The organism is Bradyrhizobium sp. USDA 3397 (assembly GCF_054060965.1).
In genome coordinates this window covers 1742441-1759024 of sequence record NZ_JBSSDS010000001.1, presented here as the reverse complement: position 1 = coordinate 1759024, position 16584 = coordinate 1742441, and the positions used below count along the sequence as shown (strand labels likewise).

Sequence of the window (16584 nt, the reverse complement as noted above, 5' to 3'; positions counted from 1 at the left end):
ATCCGACCGCCGTCGGGTGTGCTGGCTCCTCGCCAGCGCCGGCCGGCGGATCTCGGTGGCCCGCTACTCGGGCCAGGGCGCTCGTAGCTCAGCTGGATAGAGCATCGGATTTCGATTCCGAGGGTCGGAGGTTCGAATCCTTCCGAGCGCGCCAGTCTTCTTTGTTCCATATATGTTCTAAAGCGGCGCGGGCGGCGGATCGCCGACGATGGGCCGGCGGCGCGTGCATCAGGTTGCCGGGACGCCGGTTTGCCGCCGCGCGCCCGACCGCAGCAATTGCTTCTCGATCTCGTAGTTCGGTGAGAGGCGGTCCCCCTGGTTGTGCGTCTGCGCGGCCTGAGCGCGCAGTCGACGCCAATCGGAGAGATCACCGTCGCCGTGGCCAATCCGGGTCAGCGCCACCCAGATTGATCTCAACATTGAGAGCGTGTGGATGAAGCCCGCGAACTCCGCACGGTGGTTTCGCCGCGCCCACCGCCGCCGCAGCTCAAGTCGTCGTCACCGATGTCCAGAACGACGCCACTCCCCCCGCTTCGCGGTGGGATCACTCGATTTCGAGATGATGAAGAAGACCTTCTCCGGCGAGATCGACAGATATGGATGACTGGCATTCAGCGGCTGCCGAGCCGTGATGTCCCGGTCAGCTCGCCGAAGGTTTGTTCATCTGTATTACATTTCGGTTCGGCCACAATTTGATCAGAACGACCTCGATATCCTGCATCGCGCAAGCGGAGGAAGACATCATGAAACTCAATACTGGCCGATTGGCTACGTCCCTATTCGGCGCTCTCGTTGCGTCATCGACGGCATCCGCCATGCCCATCGCGCCTGCGCCTGCGACACCGCAGGTCTCCGGCATCGAGCAGGTCCGCATGGTTTGCGACGCCTGGGGACGGTGCTGGTGGCGGCCAAGCTACTATGGCTACTACAGGCCGCGGCCATATTACGGCCCGCGGTATTACGCGCCGCGCTATTACGGTCCGCGCCCTTATGGGTACTACGGCTATCGCCGCTGGTAACGTTTGAAGGGGCCCCTCGAGGCCCCTTCGCTTTTGCGAGGTCATGTCTTGCGCAATGATCACTGGCCTGCAGCATCAAAAGATGAGGTCAGCGGATAAGGCCACTTGTCGTGACTTGACCGGTACCATCAACATGAAAGTGCAAACATCTCGAGCCGGCCATGATCCGACGAACATCCTGCGCACGTGCCCAAGGCTTCCATCATCCCGGCGAATTTGCCGCTGGCCAAACAGAGGAGCAGCAGCGGCCGCGGCCCCTCAGTAGCAGGGGTGCCGCCGGCCGTCCTGACCGATATAGGCGGCCGCGCTGCGGTAGCAGTGGTTGGTCGCCGGGCCGTCATAGTAGGCGAAGGTGCCGGGGGTGATACCCGGGCCGTAATTGTGCAGGTAGCTGATCGGGTAGGGCAGCGGGTTGGCGTAGGAGCGGTGGTAGCGGTGGCGGCCGTTCGCCTCCGCGAGGGCGGGGGCCAAGACCGCAGCCGTCAAGGCCGCAACCGCGGCGACACGCGTCAACTTGCTCATCTCGATTCTCCGGAACCCGCTCGAATAGGTCAGCCTGTTATAGCAATTTCGAGCGGCCAAGCATCGCTCCGGAGGCCCGAAATCACGGCCAATCCCGCAGATTTCCGGGTGGGTGTGACAGAATTGCCGGACATGCGGCCAAAGCTGCCCATTTTTGGCCTTTTCGGGATGCTTAACGAATTCCCCACACAAGTATGACCAAAGACTATTCGGTTAAGAATTCTGCCGCCGGCCCCGGGGGATCATTTGCGGGCCCCTCGAGTCCGGTACATTCCTGAAGGCCTTCGTCGTCATCTCGCCATGCGCATCACGCTTCCGAGTCTGCTGTTGCTCTGCTTCGCCGCCGCCACGCCCGCGCGCGCCGAGCTGCACATCACGCGCGACCACGGCGGCTATGTCGAGGAGTACAAGGCCAAGTACAAGCGGGTGCGCGAAAAGGGCGAGCGGGTCATCATCGACGGCATCTGCAATTCGGCCTGCACGCTCGTGCTTGGCATCGTGCCGATGAACAAGATCTGCGTGACGCCGCGCGCGAGCCTCGGCTTCCACCAGGCCTATTACGACAAGGCGTTCACCTTCGGCATCAAGGTCACCAGCGCCGAGGGTACCTCCGATCTCATGTCCTACTACCCCGACACGGTGAAGGACTGGATTCGCCGCAATGGCGGGCTCACCACCGACATGAAGAAGATCAAGAACGGCGTCGAGCTCTGGAAGATCGTCAATCCCTGCCCGGAAGAATGGTGAGCGGCTGAGACGCACCGCGATCCTCCGTCGCAGCGCAGCATATCGTCACCACGAAATTCGCATTGCCGCATGGCCGAGGGTCGGGCAATGAGGGCGGCAATGAACCATAATCAAGAAACCCTGGCCGCCCACGCCGCGCCGATCCTGTTCGTGCTGCTCTGGAGCACCGGATTCATCGGGACCAAATACGTCGTCAACAATGCCGATCCCTTGACCTATCTCGCCATTCGCATGGCGATCGTGGTGGGGCTGATGGCAATCATCGCAGGCATCGCGCGGCCGAAATGGCCTGATAGCGCCGGCATCGCGCACAGCGCGGTCGCTGGCATCCTCGTCCACGGCTTCTATCTCGGCGGCACCGCGATTGCGATCGCGCATTCGATTCCGGCCGGCCTGTCGGCGCTGATTCCAGGTCTGCAGCCGATTCTGACCTCGACCATCGCCAATCGCTGGCTCGGCGAACGGGTCACGCCGCTGCAATGGGCCGGGCTCGTGCTCGGCCTCGGTGGGGTGGTGCTGATCCTGCACAACCGCCCGATGACCGGCGAAGCCGGGCTCGGCTGGCTCGCCTCGGTGGTCTCGCTGGTCAGCATCACGCTCGGCACGCTCTATCAGCGCCGCTACTGCAATCACATCGACTGGCGGTCCGGCAATCTCGTGCAGTATGTGGCAGTCACCATCTTCTTCGCGGTCGGCGCCTTCCTGTTCGAGGATCGCGTGGTGCACTGGACGCGGGAGTTCGTGCTTGCACTCGCCTGGCTCGCCGTCGCGCTCTCGATCGGATCGATCGGGCTGTTGTACTGGCTGATCCGCCACGCCGCGGCGACCTCGGTCGCAAGCCTGTTCTATTTGGTTCCGGCCGTCACGGCCCTGATGGCCTATCTGCTGTTCGGAGAAACGCTGGACGCGATTGCCATTGCAGGCATGGCGCTCTGCGCCGCGGCGGTCTTTGTGGTCAATTGGCGGTCCTGACGGCACGCAGTTCGGCTCGCCGGAAACGCGGAAGTGCTTCAACGCCGAGCAAGCGGCGAGGATAGGTGCGGGCTGTCTCCGGGCGCGCCCGCACCCGGAGACGTCTTCCGGTGCGATCAGCGCTTGGCCTTCTTGGCCTTCTTCTTCGACTTGCCGGCCTTCTTGGCTACCTTTTTCGCAGACTTTTTCGCGGCCTTCTTGGACGACTTCTTTGCGGCCTTCTTCGTCGTCTTCTTCGCAGCCTTCTTGGCTTTCTTCTTGGCCGCCTTCTTCGGCGCTACTTTCTTCGCGACCTTCTTGGCGGCTTTCTTCACCTGCTTGACTGCGGTGACTGCCGCGTCCTTCGTCGTTTCCACGGCAGTGGTGATCGTCTCCATCGCCTGTTCGGTGATCGGCTTCTCGTCGTCCATATCGTCCCCCACGGTTTGTATGGAGCGATGACGATAGCGGGTTTCGAAATTGTGTCAAAGCGACGCTCAACCTTTGCGAATTTCTGCGTAGGCGGCCAGCGCGCGTTCGCGTGCCTCGGCATGATCGACGATCGGCTGCGGATAGGTCTTGCCGATGATGCCCGCACTCGCAAGCTCGATCGGCGTTGCCTGCCAGGGCCGGTGGATCAGCTTGGCCGGCAGGGCCTTCAGTTCCGGAACCCAGCGTCGAACATAGGCTCCGTCAGGATCGAACTTCTCGCCCTGGATTAACCGCCTGATGAGGCGCCTGCGCGATCTCGTTCCAATAGACGGCGCGGGCACCCGCTCTGTCGCACCACCTCAGGGATCACCTTGGCCGCCGGTCCTCTGCGCAGGACAAGCGAGCCGCCGCGCGCGCCGATCTCGGCGCCGAGCGCCCGCAGCGACTGCGCCAGCCACCAGCGTGCCGCGCCGCCCGGCGCTCGCCCCGCCGCCTCGTCCAGTACGTAGAGGCAAAGCACCGGCGCTCCGGACGTGGCGGCGTGGAGGGCGTGTTGGTCGGACAGGCGGAGATCGTCGCGAAACCAGACGATGATGGACGGCTGACTGGGGCCGGGTCAGGGAAGGCCTCGTTTACCAATTGCAAACCATGCCGCTCGCCGCGGTGGGAACCCGTCGTTAATGCGGCTGTAAGTCAATTGCACCAATATGCAGGAATTACGGGGGTCATTCCATCCATGTCCAATCTTCTAACGGCGAAGTTCCTGCCGCGTTTCAAGCTCGGCACCAAGGCGGTCCTGTGCGCGGTGCTGCTGATCGCAATGAACACGGCGCTCGTTGTCGGCGCCGGCTATTGGTCGCTGACATCCGCCTTCAACGACCGCGCCCTGCGCGACATCGAGGTCAATCTGCGCACGCTGGCGCAGGCCTTTGCGGAGACCGTTCCCGAGGCCAAGATCACGATCCGGGACGGCGCGGTGGTCCGCGCCGAGATCCCCAAAATGCCCGACTTCAGGGATCACGCCATCGTCGACAGGGCGGTGTCCTATGTCGGCGGCAACGCGACGCTGTTCGTGTTCGACGCGGCGAGCGGACAGTTCATCCGCCGCTCGACCAACGTGAAAAAGGAAAACGGCGACCGCGCCGTCGGGACCCAGCTTGCCGCCGATCATCCGGGGCAGGCCCCGCTGCGCCGTGGCGAGGCCTATAAGGGGCCGGCGACGCTGTTCGGCAAGACGTTCATGACGGCCTATTTCCCGATCGCCGATGGCACCGGCAAGGTCGCCGGCATTCTCTATGTCGGCATCCCCATGACGCAGTTCGAGGGCATGCTGTCCCAGGCGATGGAGAGCATGGCTGCCGCTGCCGGCCTTGCCGCGCTTCTGGTGCTGGTCCTGACCCTGCTGGTCGTCCGCCGCATCACGCGGCCGCTGACCTCGGTGACGCATTCGCTCACCGCGCTTGCCAACGGCCAGGGCGACGTCGCGATCGAATGCGAGGACCGTGCCGACGAGATCGGCGAGATCGCCCGCACGCTCGCGGTGTTCAAGAGCAACTCGCAGGAGCGGGCGCGCCTACGCACCGAGCAGGCGGCGGCAACCGCTGCCGCAGCCGAGCAGCGCAAGGCCGAGCTGCGCAACTTCGTCGAGGGGTTCCGCGGCAGCGTCGGCGGCATTCTCGACAAGGTGCTGGCATCGTCCGGCGAGTTCGAGCGCGCCGCGCGACAACTGACCGACGCCGCGCGCTCCACGGCAGATCTGTCGGCGCAGTCGGCGGGAGCTTCCGAAAGCGCCTCCGAGCATGTGCGTTCGGCCGCGTCCGCTTCCGACGAGCTGTCTCAATCCATCTCCGAGATCACCCGCCGGGTGCAGGAATCGAACGAGATCTCCGCCGAGGCGGTGCGGCAGGCCGAAGCGACGGACCAGCGCATCGCGCAGCTCTCGGAGGCCGGCTCGCGCATCGGCGACGTCGTCAAGCTGATCACCTCGATCGCCGAGCAGACCAATCTGCTGGCGCTGAATGCGACCATCGAGGCTGCGCGCGCGGGCGATGCCGGCCGCGGCTTCGCGGTGGTGGCTCAGGAGGTCAAGACGCTCGCCGGCCAGACCGCGAAGGCGACCGACGAGATCTCGAACCAGATCGAGAGCATGCAGCTTGCGACCGAGGAATCGGTTGCAGCCATCAAGGCGATCAGCCAGACCATCGAGCGCATCAGCGGCATCGCAGGCTCGATCTCGGCGGCGGTCGAGCAACAGAAAAGCGCGACGCACAACATCGTGGCCAGCGTGCGCGCCGCGGTGTCAGGCACGGCCGATGTCGCGGTCAATGTCCGTCACGCCGCCAAGGGCGCCAGCGAGACGGGTGAAACGTCGAGCCGGATGTTTGCTTCCGCCCAGGCGCTGTCGGGCGAGAGCCTGCATCTGAAGGCCGAGGTCGAGAGCTTCCTCGACCGCGTGCACGCGGCGTGATTCTGGGTCGTCATCCCGGGATGGTCCTAAGGACCACCCCCGGGATCTCGAGATCCCGGGTTCGATGCTGACGCATCGCCCCGGGATGATTTTTGCGGCCGCTATCCGCGACCGCCAAAAGTCATCTGGGCTGCGGGACGATGCGGATGTAGGGCTTCGGCTCCTTCCACCCCTGCGGATAGATCGTCTTGGCCTCGTCGTTGGAGACCGAGCCCGCGATGATGACGTCGTCGCCCTGCGACCAGTCGGCCGGGGTGGCGACGCGATGCTTGGCGGTCAGCTGGAGCGAGTCGATGACGCGCAGGATCTCCTGGAAGTTCCGGCCCGTCGTCATCGGATAGACCAGCACCAGCTTGATCTTCTTGTCCGGGCCGATGATGAAGACGTTGCGGACGGTTTGGTTGTCGGCCGGCGTGCGGGTGAGGGGATCGCCAGAGGTCGAGGCCGGCAGCATGCCGTAGAGCTTGGAGACGTTGAAATCGGTGTCGCCGATCATCGGGTAGTTTGGCGCGGCGCCTTGGGTCTCCATGATGTCTTCCGACCATTTGGCATGACGGTCGACCGGATCGACCGAGAGGCCCATCAGCTTCACCCCGCGCTTGTCGAATTCCGGCTTCAGCTTGGCGAGGGCGCCGAGCTCGGTGGTGCAAACCGGCGTGAAATCCTTCGGGTGTGAGAACAAGAGGGCCCAGCTGTCGCCGATCCAGTCGTGGAATTTGATCTTCCCTTCGGTGGTTTCGGCTTCGAAGTCAGGGGCGGTGGCGCCGATCGGAAGTGTCATGATCTTACCTCATCTCATTGAATCTAATCGAGAATTCGTCTCCGGCCGTCACATCCATTATAAGGGCTTCGCCGGCCTAAGTGAACGCCAACTGAACCGGCTCAAGCAAAATGTGAATTCCTTCTTTGAAGGGCCGATTTTCTAGCAACCTTATTGTTACAGCGGCAGCTGCGGCGAAACAGCTCCACCCGGGGTCACACGGTCTCGCTCGCCCCGATAATGCCTTTTATGACTTTCATCACGCTCGCCCGGCGCGTTCTAGAACCAGATTGGTCCTGATAGCGACCAATTGGCAACCATCTAGAAAAGTCGCGATCCCCGTATCGAATCGTTAACCACCCCTTTACGCCGGCATGGAAATGCTGGTCGATCAGAAGAAGTCTGGAAGTGAACTATGTCCGCCGCTGCGCCTAAGCCTACCGAGCCGTCGTCCCTCGTGCCGTCCTGCCGCGATACTGCAGCTCATGCCCTTTCCGTCGTGCGCGACGGTGTGATCACGGGCGAAGGCCCGACCACCAAGGGACGGGTGCATTTCTCCCGCTCGCTCGACGCCGATGACACCGCCTGGTGCATGCGCATCCTCACCGCCACCGCCGTCAACGACCAGCCGGTCAGCCGCGCCGAGGCCGAAGTTCTGTTCGAGATCAACGAGGCCGCGACCGAGCGCACCGATGGCGGCCGGTTCGACGACCTGCTTGCCAAGGCGGTCGCCCATTATGCCGCGAGCGCCTCGGGCCTGAAGGTGCCGCCGCGCAGCGTCGCGCTGTCGGCCGACACCGAGATCGAGAGCTGGGCGCCGTCCTATGCTTCCAAGGTCAACAGCGAGATGCTGGAGTGGATCGCCGGCCAGATGCGCGGCAAGCGCCAGAACAACCGTCGCCTGATGGCGATGGTGGCGACCTTCCTCGGCGCCACCGCACTGCCTCTGGCGGGCCAATTGCCGAACGTGTTCGACATCGGGATGTAAGGCAAATGGGCCGCGGTCGCGGCTCGCAGCTTCGTTTCACGCTCGTGTCCAGCGCACGAGACTACTGCATTGTGACACCGCTGTCTCAACACCGTCATTGCGAGCGCAGCGAAGCAATCCAGAATCCCTCCGCGGAAAGACTCTGGATTGCTTCGCTGCGCTCGCAATGACGGAGTGTGTGGTGGGCAGCGCGTTCTTCAATTCGCATTTCGGTCGCGGACACGCCTTCGCATCCTCGCGGCGGACTCGCCCGAGCTTTGCTTCTTGCTCACCCTCATAATTGAAAGAGGGCGCAGGGAAGACCGGGTGCCGGCCGGGCACCCACGGTCCACTGTGCGAAAGTGGCAACGAAGAATTTGCACAGCGGCATACAGGTGAAGCCAAACATCCGGCCTTCCCTGCGCAGTGGCTTTACGGCTTATGTCGTGCTCTCCCCGGGGAGCGATGCACTATTGCCCCCGTCGCCTTGCGGATGGCTGATGCGTGGGCCCGGTTGGGCCGCTCACATCACCGCAAGACTTGGCGCACAGACCCCGGGCGCCAGGACCACACGATTTTGCCGTACGCCGATGACACCGGTCGTATGCGCGAGGTCTTTGCTCACGGCTCTCCGCCCTGCAAACCCTTTCGCGCCAACGCCATCAGCGTCCACCGCCCCCCGGCCCGCGTTCGTGACGATCGCGATACGCCCCTCTTCCTTGGGCCGGGTTGCGCGACACATATGTGATTTCCGAATTTCGGTAAAGTGGAATATTTTAGGCCGCGCGCGTTGACCCATAGATTGAATGTTTTGCCCGTCGGGCAACGCAAGGGATGGTAGCTGCAACCATTCAATCCGGCGCGGTCTGCGCCGCCGGTGGATTCGGTGCAAGCGCCTGCGCCGGCTTCGTCGCGGCCGGATAGAGTTCGGTCTTGGCGAGATCACGGCGGAGCGACGATGGTGCGGTGTGCAGGGCAAAGGCGATCGCGATCTGCGTTCTGTTCTGAAGCCGGTACTTGCGCATGATGTTGCCGATATGCGCCCGCACCGTGTTCTCCGAGATGTTGAGCTCGTAGGCGATGTTCTTGTTCTGCATCCCCCGCGCGATCAGCGTCATCAGCTCCCGTTCGCGCGGCGTCGGTGCGATCAAGTCCTTCGGATCCGAGCTCATGGCTGATGCCTCCCTGGCCTTTGCGAACATCCCGGCATGCTCTCACTCCGTCTTGAGCGCCTGGATCGGGCTCAGCTTGGACGCCTTGTGGGCTGGATAGAAGCCAAAGACGAGGCCGGTCGCGATCGAGAAGACGAGAGACAGGCCGATCGCCTGGCCGTCGATCGAGGTGACCCAACCGGCCATGCGGGCGACCGTCATCGAGAGCGTGATGCCGCCGGTGACGCCGATGGCGCCGCCGAGCAGGCAGAGGACGAGCGCTTCGCAGAGAAACTGCAGACGGATGTCGCGCATTCGCCCGCCGAGCGCCCGGCGGATGCCGATCTCCCGCGTGCGCTCGGTGACCGACACGATCATGACGTTCATGATGCTGATGCCGCCGACGAGCAGCGAAACCGAGGCGATGGCGACGAGCAGCAGCGCGACGGTGCGGATCGCGCCCTGCTGCGCCTCCATGGCGGCGGCGGGATCCTGGACCTTGAAGTCGTCGTCCTGGCCGGCGGGGATGCGGTGGCGCTGCCGCAGCAGGTTCGCGATCTCCGCGCGCGCGCCCGCCATCTGACCGTCTGCGGCCACCTTGGCGATGATGTAGGCGACCGCGTCGCGGTTGATCTTGCTGGCGCTGCCGAGGAAGCGCAGCTTGGCCGTGGTGAGCGGCACGAAGGCGACGTCGTCCTGAGCCGGTCCCTTGCGGTCGAGCACGCCGACCACCTCGAGCGGGACCTTCATGATCCTGATCTGCGCGCCGATCGGATCGTCGCCGGGTGCGAACAGCTCGCGCGCGACCGTGCTTCCGAGGATCACGACCTTGCCGGCGCCGGCTTCCTCGGTGGCGGAGAAATAGCGCCCGGCCGCGAGCTGCCAGTCGCGCACCATGAAGTGGCCGGTGGTCGTGCCGTTGATCGTCGTGTTCCAGTTCTTGCCCTCGTGGATGACCTGCGCCGTTCCCGCGATGGAGCCGGCTGCGGCCTGGATTTCCGGGATCTGCTCGAGAATGGCCTGCACGTCGCTCTCGGTCATCGTCAGCTTGCTGCCGTCCTTGAGACGCACGCCGCCCTGGTAGACCGCGCCGGGGGTGATCATTAGCACGTTGGCCCCGATCGAACGGATCTGCTCCTGGAGGCGGAGCTGCGCGCCGGCCCCGATCGCGAACACCGTCACGATCGAGGCGACGCCGATCACGATGCCGAGCATGGTGAGGAAGCTGCGCAGCGGATTGAGGCGCAGGGCGTGCAATGCGATCTGGAAGCCCTGCAGCATCGTCATGACACAGCGCTCTGTTTCGGCAGAGCAGGGGCCTGCGTTTCGTCGCCGACGAGCTCGCCGTCATGCAGGTGGATCGTGCGCCGGCACTGGGCCGCGATGCCGGGATCGTGGGTGATCATGACGATGGTCTGGCCGATCCGGTTGAGCGCGGCGAACAGGGACAGGATCTCGGCACCGGTGCGGCTGTCGAGCGCGCCGGTCGGCTCGTCGGCGAGCACGATCAGGGGGGAGGCGATCAGTGCGCGCGCGATCGCGACGCGCTGCTGCTCGCCGCCGGAGAGTTGCCGCGGGAAGTGATGGGCCCGGTGCAGCATGCCGACCGCCTGAAGGCTCGCTTCCGCGCGCGCCATGCGTTCCTTGCGCGCGATGCCGCAATAGACCAGCGGCAATGCGACGTTCTCGATGGCATCGTGGCGGGCGAGCAGATTGTAGGATTGGAACACGAAGCCGATGCTGCGAGCGCGCAGGGACGACCGGCGATCTTCCGTGAGATCGGCAACGTTGGCGCCCTGAAGATAGACCGCGCCCGCGCTCGGCAGGTCGAGCAATCCGATCATGTTCATCAGCGTCGACTTACCGGAGCCGGACGGTCCCATCACGGCGACGATCTCGCCTTGCGCGATGTCGAAGCTGACATTGCGCACCGCGGCCACCGCGACGCCCTCGGTGCGATAGGTCCTGCTGACCGACTGGAGGCTGATGAGGGGCGCAGCGGCGGTCATGACCCAAACCTGATTCCGAGAATTTCCATGCCCGCCGGGCGAATGGCCTGGCCGACCGCGACCTCGCTGCCCTCGACGAGGTCTCCGCTCCGGAGCGCGACCTGCTCGGTGCCGGCGGCGCCGACCGTGACGGCGACGCGCTGCAGCGCGCCGCTGGCGGTGCGCACCCACACGCCGCTGCGTCCGGCGTCCGGCCGCGTGCCGGTCGGCTGGAATCGCAGCGCTGCAAGCGGCACTTTCAGCACGTCGTCCTGGCGTTCGATGACGATCTTCACCAGGGCAGTCATTCCCGGCAGCAGCGCGCCGTCGAGGTTGGCGGTCGCCAGCACCACGGTGTAGGTGACGACGTTCTGCTGGGTCTGCGGCGCCTTGCGCACCTGGCGCACCACGGCCTCGAAGCGGCGGTCCGGGTAGGCGTCGACGGTGAAATGCGCGCGCTGCCCGGGTGCGATGCGGCCGATATCGGCTTCATCGACCTGCGCGTGAATCTCCATGTCCTCCAGGCGGTGCGCCACCATGAAGGTGGTGCGCGCTTCAAGTCCGACCGCGAGCGTCTGCCCCTCGTTGACGAACCTGCCGACCACGACGCCGTCGATCGGTGAACGGATCATGGTGCGGTCGAGATCGGCCTGGGCTGCCGCGAGAACGGCGGCTTTCTCCGGCACCGCCATGCGCGCTTGCTGCAACTCCGCCTCGATGCGGCGGACGTCGGCCTGTGCACCCTCCACCGAATAGGAGTTGAGGGACATCAGGATCTCGGCTTCACGTTCCTGGGCGAGGCGCGCGGTGAACTCAGTCTGCGCGTCGTCGACCGCGGTCGTCGCCACCACGTTCTGCGACTGCAGCGCCAGCTTGCGCTGCAGCGTCTTCTGAGCCGAGGACTTCACCGCCTGCGCGCTCTCGAGCTTGGCCGCGAGCACGTCGCGGCTGCCCCTCGCGTTCTGCAGATCGATCCTGGCCCGGTCGAGCTTGGCCCTGGCGATGTCGACCAGGGCATTGGCGACGGCCAGCGACGCCCGGGCCTCGTCGACCTTGGCCGCGAAGCTGCGCGGATCGATCAGAGCGAGCGGCTGATCCTTGGCGACGGCGTCGTTGAAGTCGACATAGACGCGGGCGAGCTGCCCCGACAGTTGCGATCCCACCTCGATCGTCTTGACCGGCTGCAGGGCGCCGGTGACGGTGACGGTCTGCTCGATGCTGCCGCGCTGGATCGAGGCATAGCGGAACAAGGGGGCATCCGATCCGAAGGTCGGCGCTTCGCGGCCGCCGGGCACGAGCAGCCGCCTGGTCTGCTCATAGGCGCGAGTCGCCGTGTCCGCCGCGCTCCCGGCAGCGCCGGCGATCGTGCCCGGAGCGGCGTAGAGGATCGCAGCGAGGCCGCATGAAGCTCCGAGCAAGGCAAATGCTGGCACAAATCGCATATCAAAACTCGCCGATTGAATTGACTTCGGGTAATCGGGAAGAAGTGGCAAACTCGCTATGGTTGTAAAACGTCTAAGGTTGTATCGAATGTCAGTATGTCGTCCTCGCCGGGCTGACGGTCGGGCGTGGCGCATCATCCAGTGGTAAAGCAGGTGGGGTGCTACTTTTCGTGATTTGATCAGGATGCATACGGAGCGTATCGATATGAGGCGCGCGGTATCGAACTCGATAAGCTGACTGAACGTCCCGTCTGATCCGGCCGGAGCGGCAGCAGCTGGCGTCGAGTCGTCACATGGGTGGCGTGCCATGATGCAGCCGGCGAGACCACGACGCAGCATTGCCGCATTCTCGATGTCGTTGCTCCCCGATGCCGCCGGCGGCAAGATGGACGCCCTTCCATCACGAAGCCCGATATGTGAACGCCTTCACTCGCCTCCGGCGCGCGTTGGCCCTATGACTTCGAACCGGCGGACCGACGCGCTTCGCTCGATCTGCGCGAATCATCCAAGCACCTTGATCTCGCTTGCAAGAAGAATGGATAGCTCGCTGCCTTTTCATCGAGCCCCAAGCCGGGGAGCCCATTGCCATGAGTTCGGACCAAGCCACAGTTTATGTCGTTGACGACGAAGCCCAGATTCGAGCCGCGATCGGAAGTCTCTGCGAGGAGACCGGGCATCAGGTGAAGTTGTTCGCCTCGACCGACGAGTTCCTCACCGAGACCGTTTCGCAAGGGCCGTCATGCCTCGTGCTCGACGTGAGGTTTCCCGGCACGTCGCCGACCGGGCTCGAGCTTCAGCGCCGGCTGGCCGAGACGGGCGTATCCATTCCGATCGTCTTCATCAGCGGCTACTCCGACGTCCGCGTCTCGGTCGAGGCGATGAAGCGCGGCGCGGTCGAGTTTCTGCCAAAGCCGTTTCGCGAGCAGGAGATCCTCGATGCGATCAGGCACGGCATCGAGCGCGACCGCAGGCGGCTGCAACGCGAGGATAGCGTCCGTGAAGCCCGCCAGCGCGTCGAGACGCTGACGGCCAGAGAGCGCGAGATCATGCTGCTGATGGCGGAAGGGCTCGTCGCCAAGCAGATCGCCGCGAGACTCGGCGTGAGCGAAGTGACGGCGAAGGTTCATCGTGCCAGGATGATGCGAAAGCTGCAGCTGCGTACGCCGATCGAGGTGGTGCGGCTGGTCGACAGCATGGGGCGCCAAGCCGAGACGACACGCAGCGTCTAGTCCGTAGCGACTAGCATGAACTGCAGTCTGTCGCGCCGGCCGCGATCGGTTCAGTCTCACCCCTACGATGTCGGCCTGTTTCCGGGAAGGCATCCGAAACCAGTCAGACAACTTGGCCAGAAAGGGATACTCCATGCGTAAATTGTTTTTTGCTTCCGTTGCCGTGTTCGCTCTGTCCTCCGCAGCTCAGGCCGCCAACACCTCCACCACCGTGCAGGTCGGCGTCGTGAACTCTTCGAGCGTTTCGCAGCAGGGACTCACCAACTCGACCTCGTCGACCAGCCAGCTCGGCATCATCAACGGTGCGACGACGATGCAGGGCACCAGTGCTGCCTCGCTCAACAACGGCAGCACCGTGAACCAGATCGGCGTGCAGAACACGGCGGCCACCGGCCAGGTGGCGCTCGGCAACAACGGCAGCGCGATCACCCAGAACTCGTTCGGGCCGGCCGCGCTCCAGAACAACTCCGCCGCCGTCGGCCAGCTCAGCGTGTTCGGCATCAACGGCAGCACCGTCTCGCAGACGGCGAACTGAGCCACGGTTGGTTTGGGTCGGACGCACCAGGTTGGTGCGTCCGGGCCACTCTCTAGAGCACCGCTACCGGGCAGGACGGTCAATTGCGACGCCGGCTCATTCTCGCGGAGGACAGGACATGCGGATCACCTATTTCATTGCAACTCTCGCAGCATTCGGTGCACTGACGGCAGCCGATGCCCGGGCCGGCAACTCGGCCAGCGTGCTGCAATTCGGCACGACCAACTCTTCGTTCATTTCGCAGAGCGGCGGCACCAGCAACAACGCCACCACGATGCAGTTCGGCGCCACCAATGCCGCGACGACCTTGCAGACGGGCTCGCTGCTCACCGTCAACACCTCCGTGATCGGGCAGGGCGGCACCACTGCGACCGCAACCAATACCGCACTGGCCGGCCAGGTTGGCGGCTCCAATTCGAGCCTGATCGGCCAGATCGGCGCGAACAACACCGCCGGCGTCGGACAGCTCGGGATCCTGAACGGATCGACTGTCCTCCAGCAGGCTCCGTGAGCTGATCCGAAGTGGTGAGGCATGTCATGAAACGTCATTTTGGCGGCGCATGTGCCGCAACGCTCGCTCTGTACCTGGCCGGCGCCCTTTCGGCGCAAGCGCAGACGGCCGACATCAAGACCATCGTGTCGGTCGGCGGGCCGCCCGTCGTGCTGAACCAGAACAGCCAGCTCAACATGGCGGGCGTGTTCATGATCGGGGGCACGACCAGCGCGACGGTCACCCAGAACGGCACCAACAACGCCACCGGCGTGCTGCAGTTCGGCGGAACGAATTCCGCATCGATCGGGCAGGCCGGCGTCAACAACTTCGCCTATGTCGGCCAGGCCGGTCAGTCGGCGACCAGCCTGATATCGCAGCTCGGCACGATGAATGCGGGCACGGTGGCGCAGTTCGGCACCGTCAACGCCTCGACCATCGTCCAGACCGGTCCCTGATGCGCGAGCGATCTCGCCAGTGTCGACAGCGAACGAGGAAGCGCGATGCGAGGCGGCAGACAGGTGCTGAGGCGGGCTTTGGTCCTGGCGGCGATGCTCGCCGCCGTCGGTGCGGCAACGCAGGCATGCGCCGGGACCGTCCAGCGCAGCGTGACCAACCGGAACGTAAGCATCCAAACGGTCGTGCAGTTCGGCGACAATGTTCAGCCTGTCACGATCGAGGAGAACAGCCGCATCAACATCGCGCGGGTGATCCAGATCGGCGGGACCGGCACGGTGGACGCGACCATCATCCAGAACGGCACGCACAACTATGCCAATGTGATCCAGGTCGGCGGCACCACCAATGCGGCGATCGGTCAATCCGGGGTGAGCAACACCGCCGAGATCACCCAGATCGGCAATTCCACCAATGCGCTCCTGCTCCAGATCGGCGACATGAACACGGGAGCGGTGAGGCAGTTCGGGCGTTTCAACTGGCTGGCGATGTTCCAGTTCGGCCGATGATGGAGGTGTAAGATGAAGCTGCTTCTGCTCGCATCCGGACTGGGATTCATGACCGTGGTTGCAATGGCGCCGGCCGGCGCCGGCGACGGTCACACCACCGTGGTCCAGGACGAGAACGGCACCTCGGTGATCACGCAGAGCGGTGATCCGGCGGAGGCCGAGGTCAAGATCGAGAAGGAGCCCGGGCGCACGACGGTCACTCGCCGCAGCGGCGGCAACACCGCGATCGTGACACAGGGCAGCGCAAGCCCGCAGGACATGCTCGACTGGCTTCGCAAGCTGCAGGGCCACTGACGCACGAAGCCATTGAAATGAGAGGGGAATTCCGGGCGTTCTGCCGCACTCTTGTTCCCGGTTATTCGCGTGCCTTAACCAATAATTAATTATACGTTTGCGGGTGGGCGACAGCCCGGCCTAGCCTCCTTCCGGGGAGCCGCTATCGCGAAGCCAAACGAGTGTGGTGCGTATCATGATTGCCAGATCATATGGGGCGTTGTTCGCCTCGCTCAGCGCAGCTGCGCTGCTGCTTAGCTCCAGTGACAATCCTGCCAGAGCTGCTGGCGCCACGGCGTCCGGCGTCGCCGCCGTTGCTGCCCCGCCGGCTGCGGCACGTCCGCACGTTGGGCCGGGCGCCAGGTTCCACCGCCGCAGCGCTCCCTGGGTCTATTGGCCGGGCGGCGGCAGCTACTTCTACGACGGCGCCGGCTACAGCCAGCCCTTCGCCGATGTGAACCAGTCGCTCTCCGCCGATGTGCGCTACACCTACACGTATGATGTGCCCTGGGACTGGACGCATCGCTATCCGCCGAACGTCGTGCCGTCCAATCGGCCCTACGTGCCGAGCTGCCCGACCGAGCAGGTGACGGTGCCCGGCCGCGGCGGCAGCGAGCACACCGTCAACATCATGCGGTGCTACTGA

General features: G+C 64.4%; 21 protein-coding genes, 1 tRNA gene and 1 pseudogene. 13 read left to right on the top strand and 10 right to left on the bottom strand.

What is annotated here, in order from left to right:
• The first annotated feature begins 77 nt into the window (after positions 1–77).
• Positions 78–154 (top strand) — tRNA-Arg (locus ACVWYQ_RS08220).
• Positions 155–228: 74 nt separating this feature from the next.
• Here the strand turns inward: ACVWYQ_RS08220 and ACVWYQ_RS08215 are convergent.
• Complete coding sequence (locus ACVWYQ_RS08215) at positions 229–402, bottom strand: hypothetical protein (RefSeq protein WP_404540394.1); 174 nt, start codon at positions 400–402, stop codon at positions 229–231.
• A gap of 341 nt (positions 403–743) precedes the next feature.
• On the opposite strand from ACVWYQ_RS08215, the gene ACVWYQ_RS08210 reads away from it, so the two are divergent.
• A complete protein-coding gene (locus ACVWYQ_RS08210) occupies positions 744–1019 on the top strand; it encodes a hypothetical protein (RefSeq protein WP_271544435.1) in 276 nt (91 codons plus the stop codon).
• Positions 1020–1277: 258 nt separating this feature from the next.
• Here the strand turns inward: ACVWYQ_RS08210 and ACVWYQ_RS08205 are convergent, their stop codons facing one another.
• Positions 1278–1541, bottom strand: coding sequence for a hypothetical protein (locus ACVWYQ_RS08205; protein WP_036041425.1), 264 nt, complete (start codon positions 1539–1541; stop codon positions 1278–1280).
• A gap of 300 nt (positions 1542–1841) precedes the next feature.
• Here ACVWYQ_RS08205 and ACVWYQ_RS08200 point away from each other — a divergent pair, with 300 nt between their 5' ends.
• Together ACVWYQ_RS08200 and ACVWYQ_RS08195 are read left to right on the top strand one after the other, a co-directional pair.
• Positions 1842–2288, top strand: a complete 447-nt coding sequence (locus ACVWYQ_RS08200) for a hypothetical protein (RefSeq protein WP_404540398.1) — start codon at positions 1842–1844, stop codon at positions 2286–2288.
• A gap of 99 nt (positions 2289–2387) precedes the next feature.
• Positions 2388–3260, top strand: a complete 873-nt coding sequence (locus tag ACVWYQ_RS08195) for a DMT family transporter (RefSeq protein ID WP_404540401.1) — start codon at positions 2388–2390, stop codon at positions 3258–3260.
• 116 nt (positions 3261–3376) lie between these two features.
• Here the strand turns inward: ACVWYQ_RS08195 and ACVWYQ_RS08190 are convergent, their stop codons facing one another.
• The 3 genes and pseudogenes from ACVWYQ_RS08190 to ACVWYQ_RS08180 all read right to left on the bottom strand — a co-directional run bounded on the left by ACVWYQ_RS08190 (position 3377) and on the right by ACVWYQ_RS08180 (position 4236).
• On the bottom strand, positions 3377–3670 hold the full coding sequence (locus ACVWYQ_RS08190; RefSeq protein WP_404540404.1) for a histone: 294 nt from the start codon (positions 3668–3670) through the stop codon (positions 3377–3379).
• 66 nt (positions 3671–3736) lie between these two features.
• A pseudogene (locus ACVWYQ_RS08185) lies at positions 3737–3958 on the bottom strand (FAD-binding domain-containing protein); the annotation flags it as partial.
• Positions 3958–4236, bottom strand: coding sequence for a deoxyribodipyrimidine photo-lyase (locus ACVWYQ_RS08180; protein ID WP_456727131.1), 279 nt, complete (start codon positions 4234–4236; stop codon positions 3958–3960). The pseudogene ACVWYQ_RS08185 and the gene ACVWYQ_RS08180, both read right to left, overlap by 1 nt.
• Before the next feature lie 171 nt (positions 4237–4407).
• On the opposite strand from ACVWYQ_RS08180, the gene ACVWYQ_RS08175 reads away from it, so the two are divergent.
• A complete protein-coding gene (locus ACVWYQ_RS08175; RefSeq protein ID WP_404540407.1) occupies positions 4408–6138 on the top strand; it encodes a methyl-accepting chemotaxis protein in 1731 nt (576 codons plus the stop codon).
• A 121-nt stretch (positions 6139–6259) separates the two neighbouring features.
• On the opposite strand, the gene ACVWYQ_RS08170 is transcribed toward ACVWYQ_RS08175, so the two are convergent.
• Positions 6260–6919 (bottom strand): peroxiredoxin, encoded by a 660-nt coding sequence (locus ACVWYQ_RS08170; RefSeq protein ID WP_157280498.1) that lies wholly within the window; start codon positions 6917–6919, stop codon positions 6260–6262.
• A 394-nt stretch (positions 6920–7313) separates the two neighbouring features.
• Here ACVWYQ_RS08170 and ACVWYQ_RS08165 point away from each other — a divergent pair, with 394 nt between their 5' ends.
• The gene (locus tag ACVWYQ_RS08165; protein WP_198399586.1) at positions 7314–7886 is read left to right on the top strand and encodes a hypothetical protein; all 573 of its coding nucleotides are present in this window, start codon (positions 7314–7316) and stop codon (positions 7884–7886) included.
• An 830-nt stretch (positions 7887–8716) separates the two neighbouring features.
• Here the strand turns inward: ACVWYQ_RS08165 and ACVWYQ_RS08160 are convergent.
• The 4 genes from ACVWYQ_RS08160 to ACVWYQ_RS08145 are packed head-to-tail and all read right to left on the bottom strand — an operon-like array spanning position 8717 to position 12446.
• Complete coding sequence (locus ACVWYQ_RS08160; protein ID WP_198399585.1) at positions 8717–9037, bottom strand: response regulator transcription factor; 321 nt, start codon at positions 9035–9037, stop codon at positions 8717–8719.
• A gap of 42 nt (positions 9038–9079) precedes the next feature.
• Positions 9080–10303 (bottom strand): ABC transporter permease, encoded by a 1224-nt coding sequence (locus tag ACVWYQ_RS08155; protein WP_404540411.1) that lies wholly within the window; start codon positions 10301–10303, stop codon positions 9080–9082.
• Positions 10300–11025, bottom strand: coding sequence for an ABC transporter ATP-binding protein (locus ACVWYQ_RS08150; RefSeq protein WP_404540414.1), 726 nt, complete (start codon positions 11023–11025; stop codon positions 10300–10302). The genes ACVWYQ_RS08155 and ACVWYQ_RS08150 overlap by 4 nt, the downstream gene beginning before the upstream one ends.
• Complete coding sequence (locus ACVWYQ_RS08145) at positions 11022–12446, bottom strand: efflux RND transporter periplasmic adaptor subunit (RefSeq protein ID WP_404540416.1); 1425 nt, start codon at positions 12444–12446, stop codon at positions 11022–11024. The genes ACVWYQ_RS08150 and ACVWYQ_RS08145 overlap by 4 nt, the downstream gene beginning before the upstream one ends.
• Positions 12447–13033: 587 nt before the next feature.
• Between ACVWYQ_RS08145 and ACVWYQ_RS08140 the strand changes: the two genes are divergently transcribed.
• The 7 genes from ACVWYQ_RS08140 (at position 13034) to ACVWYQ_RS08110 (ending at position 16584) form a co-directional block, all read left to right on the top strand.
• Positions 13034–13675 carry a response regulator transcription factor gene (locus ACVWYQ_RS08140; protein ID WP_271544417.1) on the top strand — a complete coding sequence of 214 codons (642 nt, stop codon included), beginning with the start codon at positions 13034–13036 and terminating at the stop codon, positions 13673–13675.
• A 133-nt stretch (positions 13676–13808) separates the two neighbouring features.
• On the top strand, positions 13809–14210 hold the full coding sequence (locus ACVWYQ_RS08135) for a hypothetical protein (RefSeq protein WP_036029057.1): 402 nt from the start codon (positions 13809–13811) through the stop codon (positions 14208–14210).
• A 118-nt stretch (positions 14211–14328) separates the two neighbouring features.
• Complete coding sequence (locus ACVWYQ_RS08130) at positions 14329–14721, top strand: curlin (protein WP_271544414.1); 393 nt, start codon at positions 14329–14331, stop codon at positions 14719–14721.
• Between the two features lie 26 nt (positions 14722–14747).
• On the top strand, positions 14748–15158 hold the full coding sequence (locus ACVWYQ_RS08125; protein ID WP_157280482.1) for a curlin: 411 nt from the start codon (positions 14748–14750) through the stop codon (positions 15156–15158).
• 45 nt (positions 15159–15203) lie between these two features.
• Entirely contained in the window at positions 15204–15665 is a 462-nt protein-coding gene (locus ACVWYQ_RS08120) for a curlin (protein ID WP_404540419.1), read from the top strand.
• 12 nt (positions 15666–15677) lie between these two features.
• Positions 15678–15959, top strand: coding sequence for a hypothetical protein (locus ACVWYQ_RS08115; protein ID WP_271544409.1), 282 nt, complete (start codon positions 15678–15680; stop codon positions 15957–15959).
• Between the two features lie 175 nt (positions 15960–16134).
• Entirely contained in the window at positions 16135–16584 is a 450-nt protein-coding gene (locus ACVWYQ_RS08110; protein ID WP_404540422.1) for a hypothetical protein, read from the top strand.

Coding starts and splice junctions, on each gene's coding strand:
- ACVWYQ_RS08210 (WP_271544435.1), top strand. CDS start 744: ATGAAACTCAATACTGGCCGATTGGCTACGTCCCTATTCGGCGCTCTC.
- ACVWYQ_RS08205 (WP_036041425.1), bottom strand. CDS start 1,541: ATGAGCAAGTTGACGCGTGTCGCCGCGGTTGCGGCCTTGACGGCTGCG.
- ACVWYQ_RS08200 (WP_404540398.1), top strand. CDS start 1,842: ATGCGCATCACGCTTCCGAGTCTGCTGTTGCTCTGCTTCGCCGCCGCC.
- ACVWYQ_RS08195 (WP_404540401.1), top strand. CDS start 2,388: ATGAACCATAATCAAGAAACCCTGGCCGCCCACGCCGCGCCGATCCTG.
- ACVWYQ_RS08190 (WP_404540404.1), bottom strand. CDS start 3,670: ATGGACGACGAGAAGCCGATCACCGAACAGGCGATGGAGACGATCACC.
- ACVWYQ_RS08175 (WP_404540407.1), top strand. CDS start 4,408: ATGTCCAATCTTCTAACGGCGAAGTTCCTGCCGCGTTTCAAGCTCGGC.
- ACVWYQ_RS08170 (WP_157280498.1), bottom strand. CDS start 6,919: ATGACACTTCCGATCGGCGCCACCGCCCCTGACTTCGAAGCCGAAACC.
- ACVWYQ_RS08165 (WP_198399586.1), top strand. CDS start 7,314: ATGTCCGCCGCTGCGCCTAAGCCTACCGAGCCGTCGTCCCTCGTGCCG.
- ACVWYQ_RS08160 (WP_198399585.1), bottom strand. CDS start 9,037: ATGAGCTCGGATCCGAAGGACTTGATCGCACCGACGCCGCGCGAACGG.
- ACVWYQ_RS08155 (WP_404540411.1), bottom strand. CDS start 10,303: ATGACGATGCTGCAGGGCTTCCAGATCGCATTGCACGCCCTGCGCCTC.
- ACVWYQ_RS08150 (WP_404540414.1), bottom strand. CDS start 11,025: ATGACCGCCGCTGCGCCCCTCATCAGCCTCCAGTCGGTCAGCAGGACC.
- ACVWYQ_RS08145 (WP_404540416.1), bottom strand. CDS start 12,446: ATGCGATTTGTGCCAGCATTTGCCTTGCTCGGAGCTTCATGCGGCCTC.
- ACVWYQ_RS08140 (WP_271544417.1), top strand. CDS start 13,034: ATGAGTTCGGACCAAGCCACAGTTTATGTCGTTGACGACGAAGCCCAG.
- ACVWYQ_RS08135 (WP_036029057.1), top strand. CDS start 13,809: ATGCGTAAATTGTTTTTTGCTTCCGTTGCCGTGTTCGCTCTGTCCTCC.
- ACVWYQ_RS08130 (WP_271544414.1), top strand. CDS start 14,329: ATGCGGATCACCTATTTCATTGCAACTCTCGCAGCATTCGGTGCACTG.
- ACVWYQ_RS08125 (WP_157280482.1), top strand. CDS start 14,748: ATGAAACGTCATTTTGGCGGCGCATGTGCCGCAACGCTCGCTCTGTAC.
- ACVWYQ_RS08120 (WP_404540419.1), top strand. CDS start 15,204: ATGCGAGGCGGCAGACAGGTGCTGAGGCGGGCTTTGGTCCTGGCGGCG.
- ACVWYQ_RS08115 (WP_271544409.1), top strand. CDS start 15,678: ATGAAGCTGCTTCTGCTCGCATCCGGACTGGGATTCATGACCGTGGTT.
- ACVWYQ_RS08110 (WP_404540422.1), top strand. CDS start 16,135: ATGATTGCCAGATCATATGGGGCGTTGTTCGCCTCGCTCAGCGCAGCT.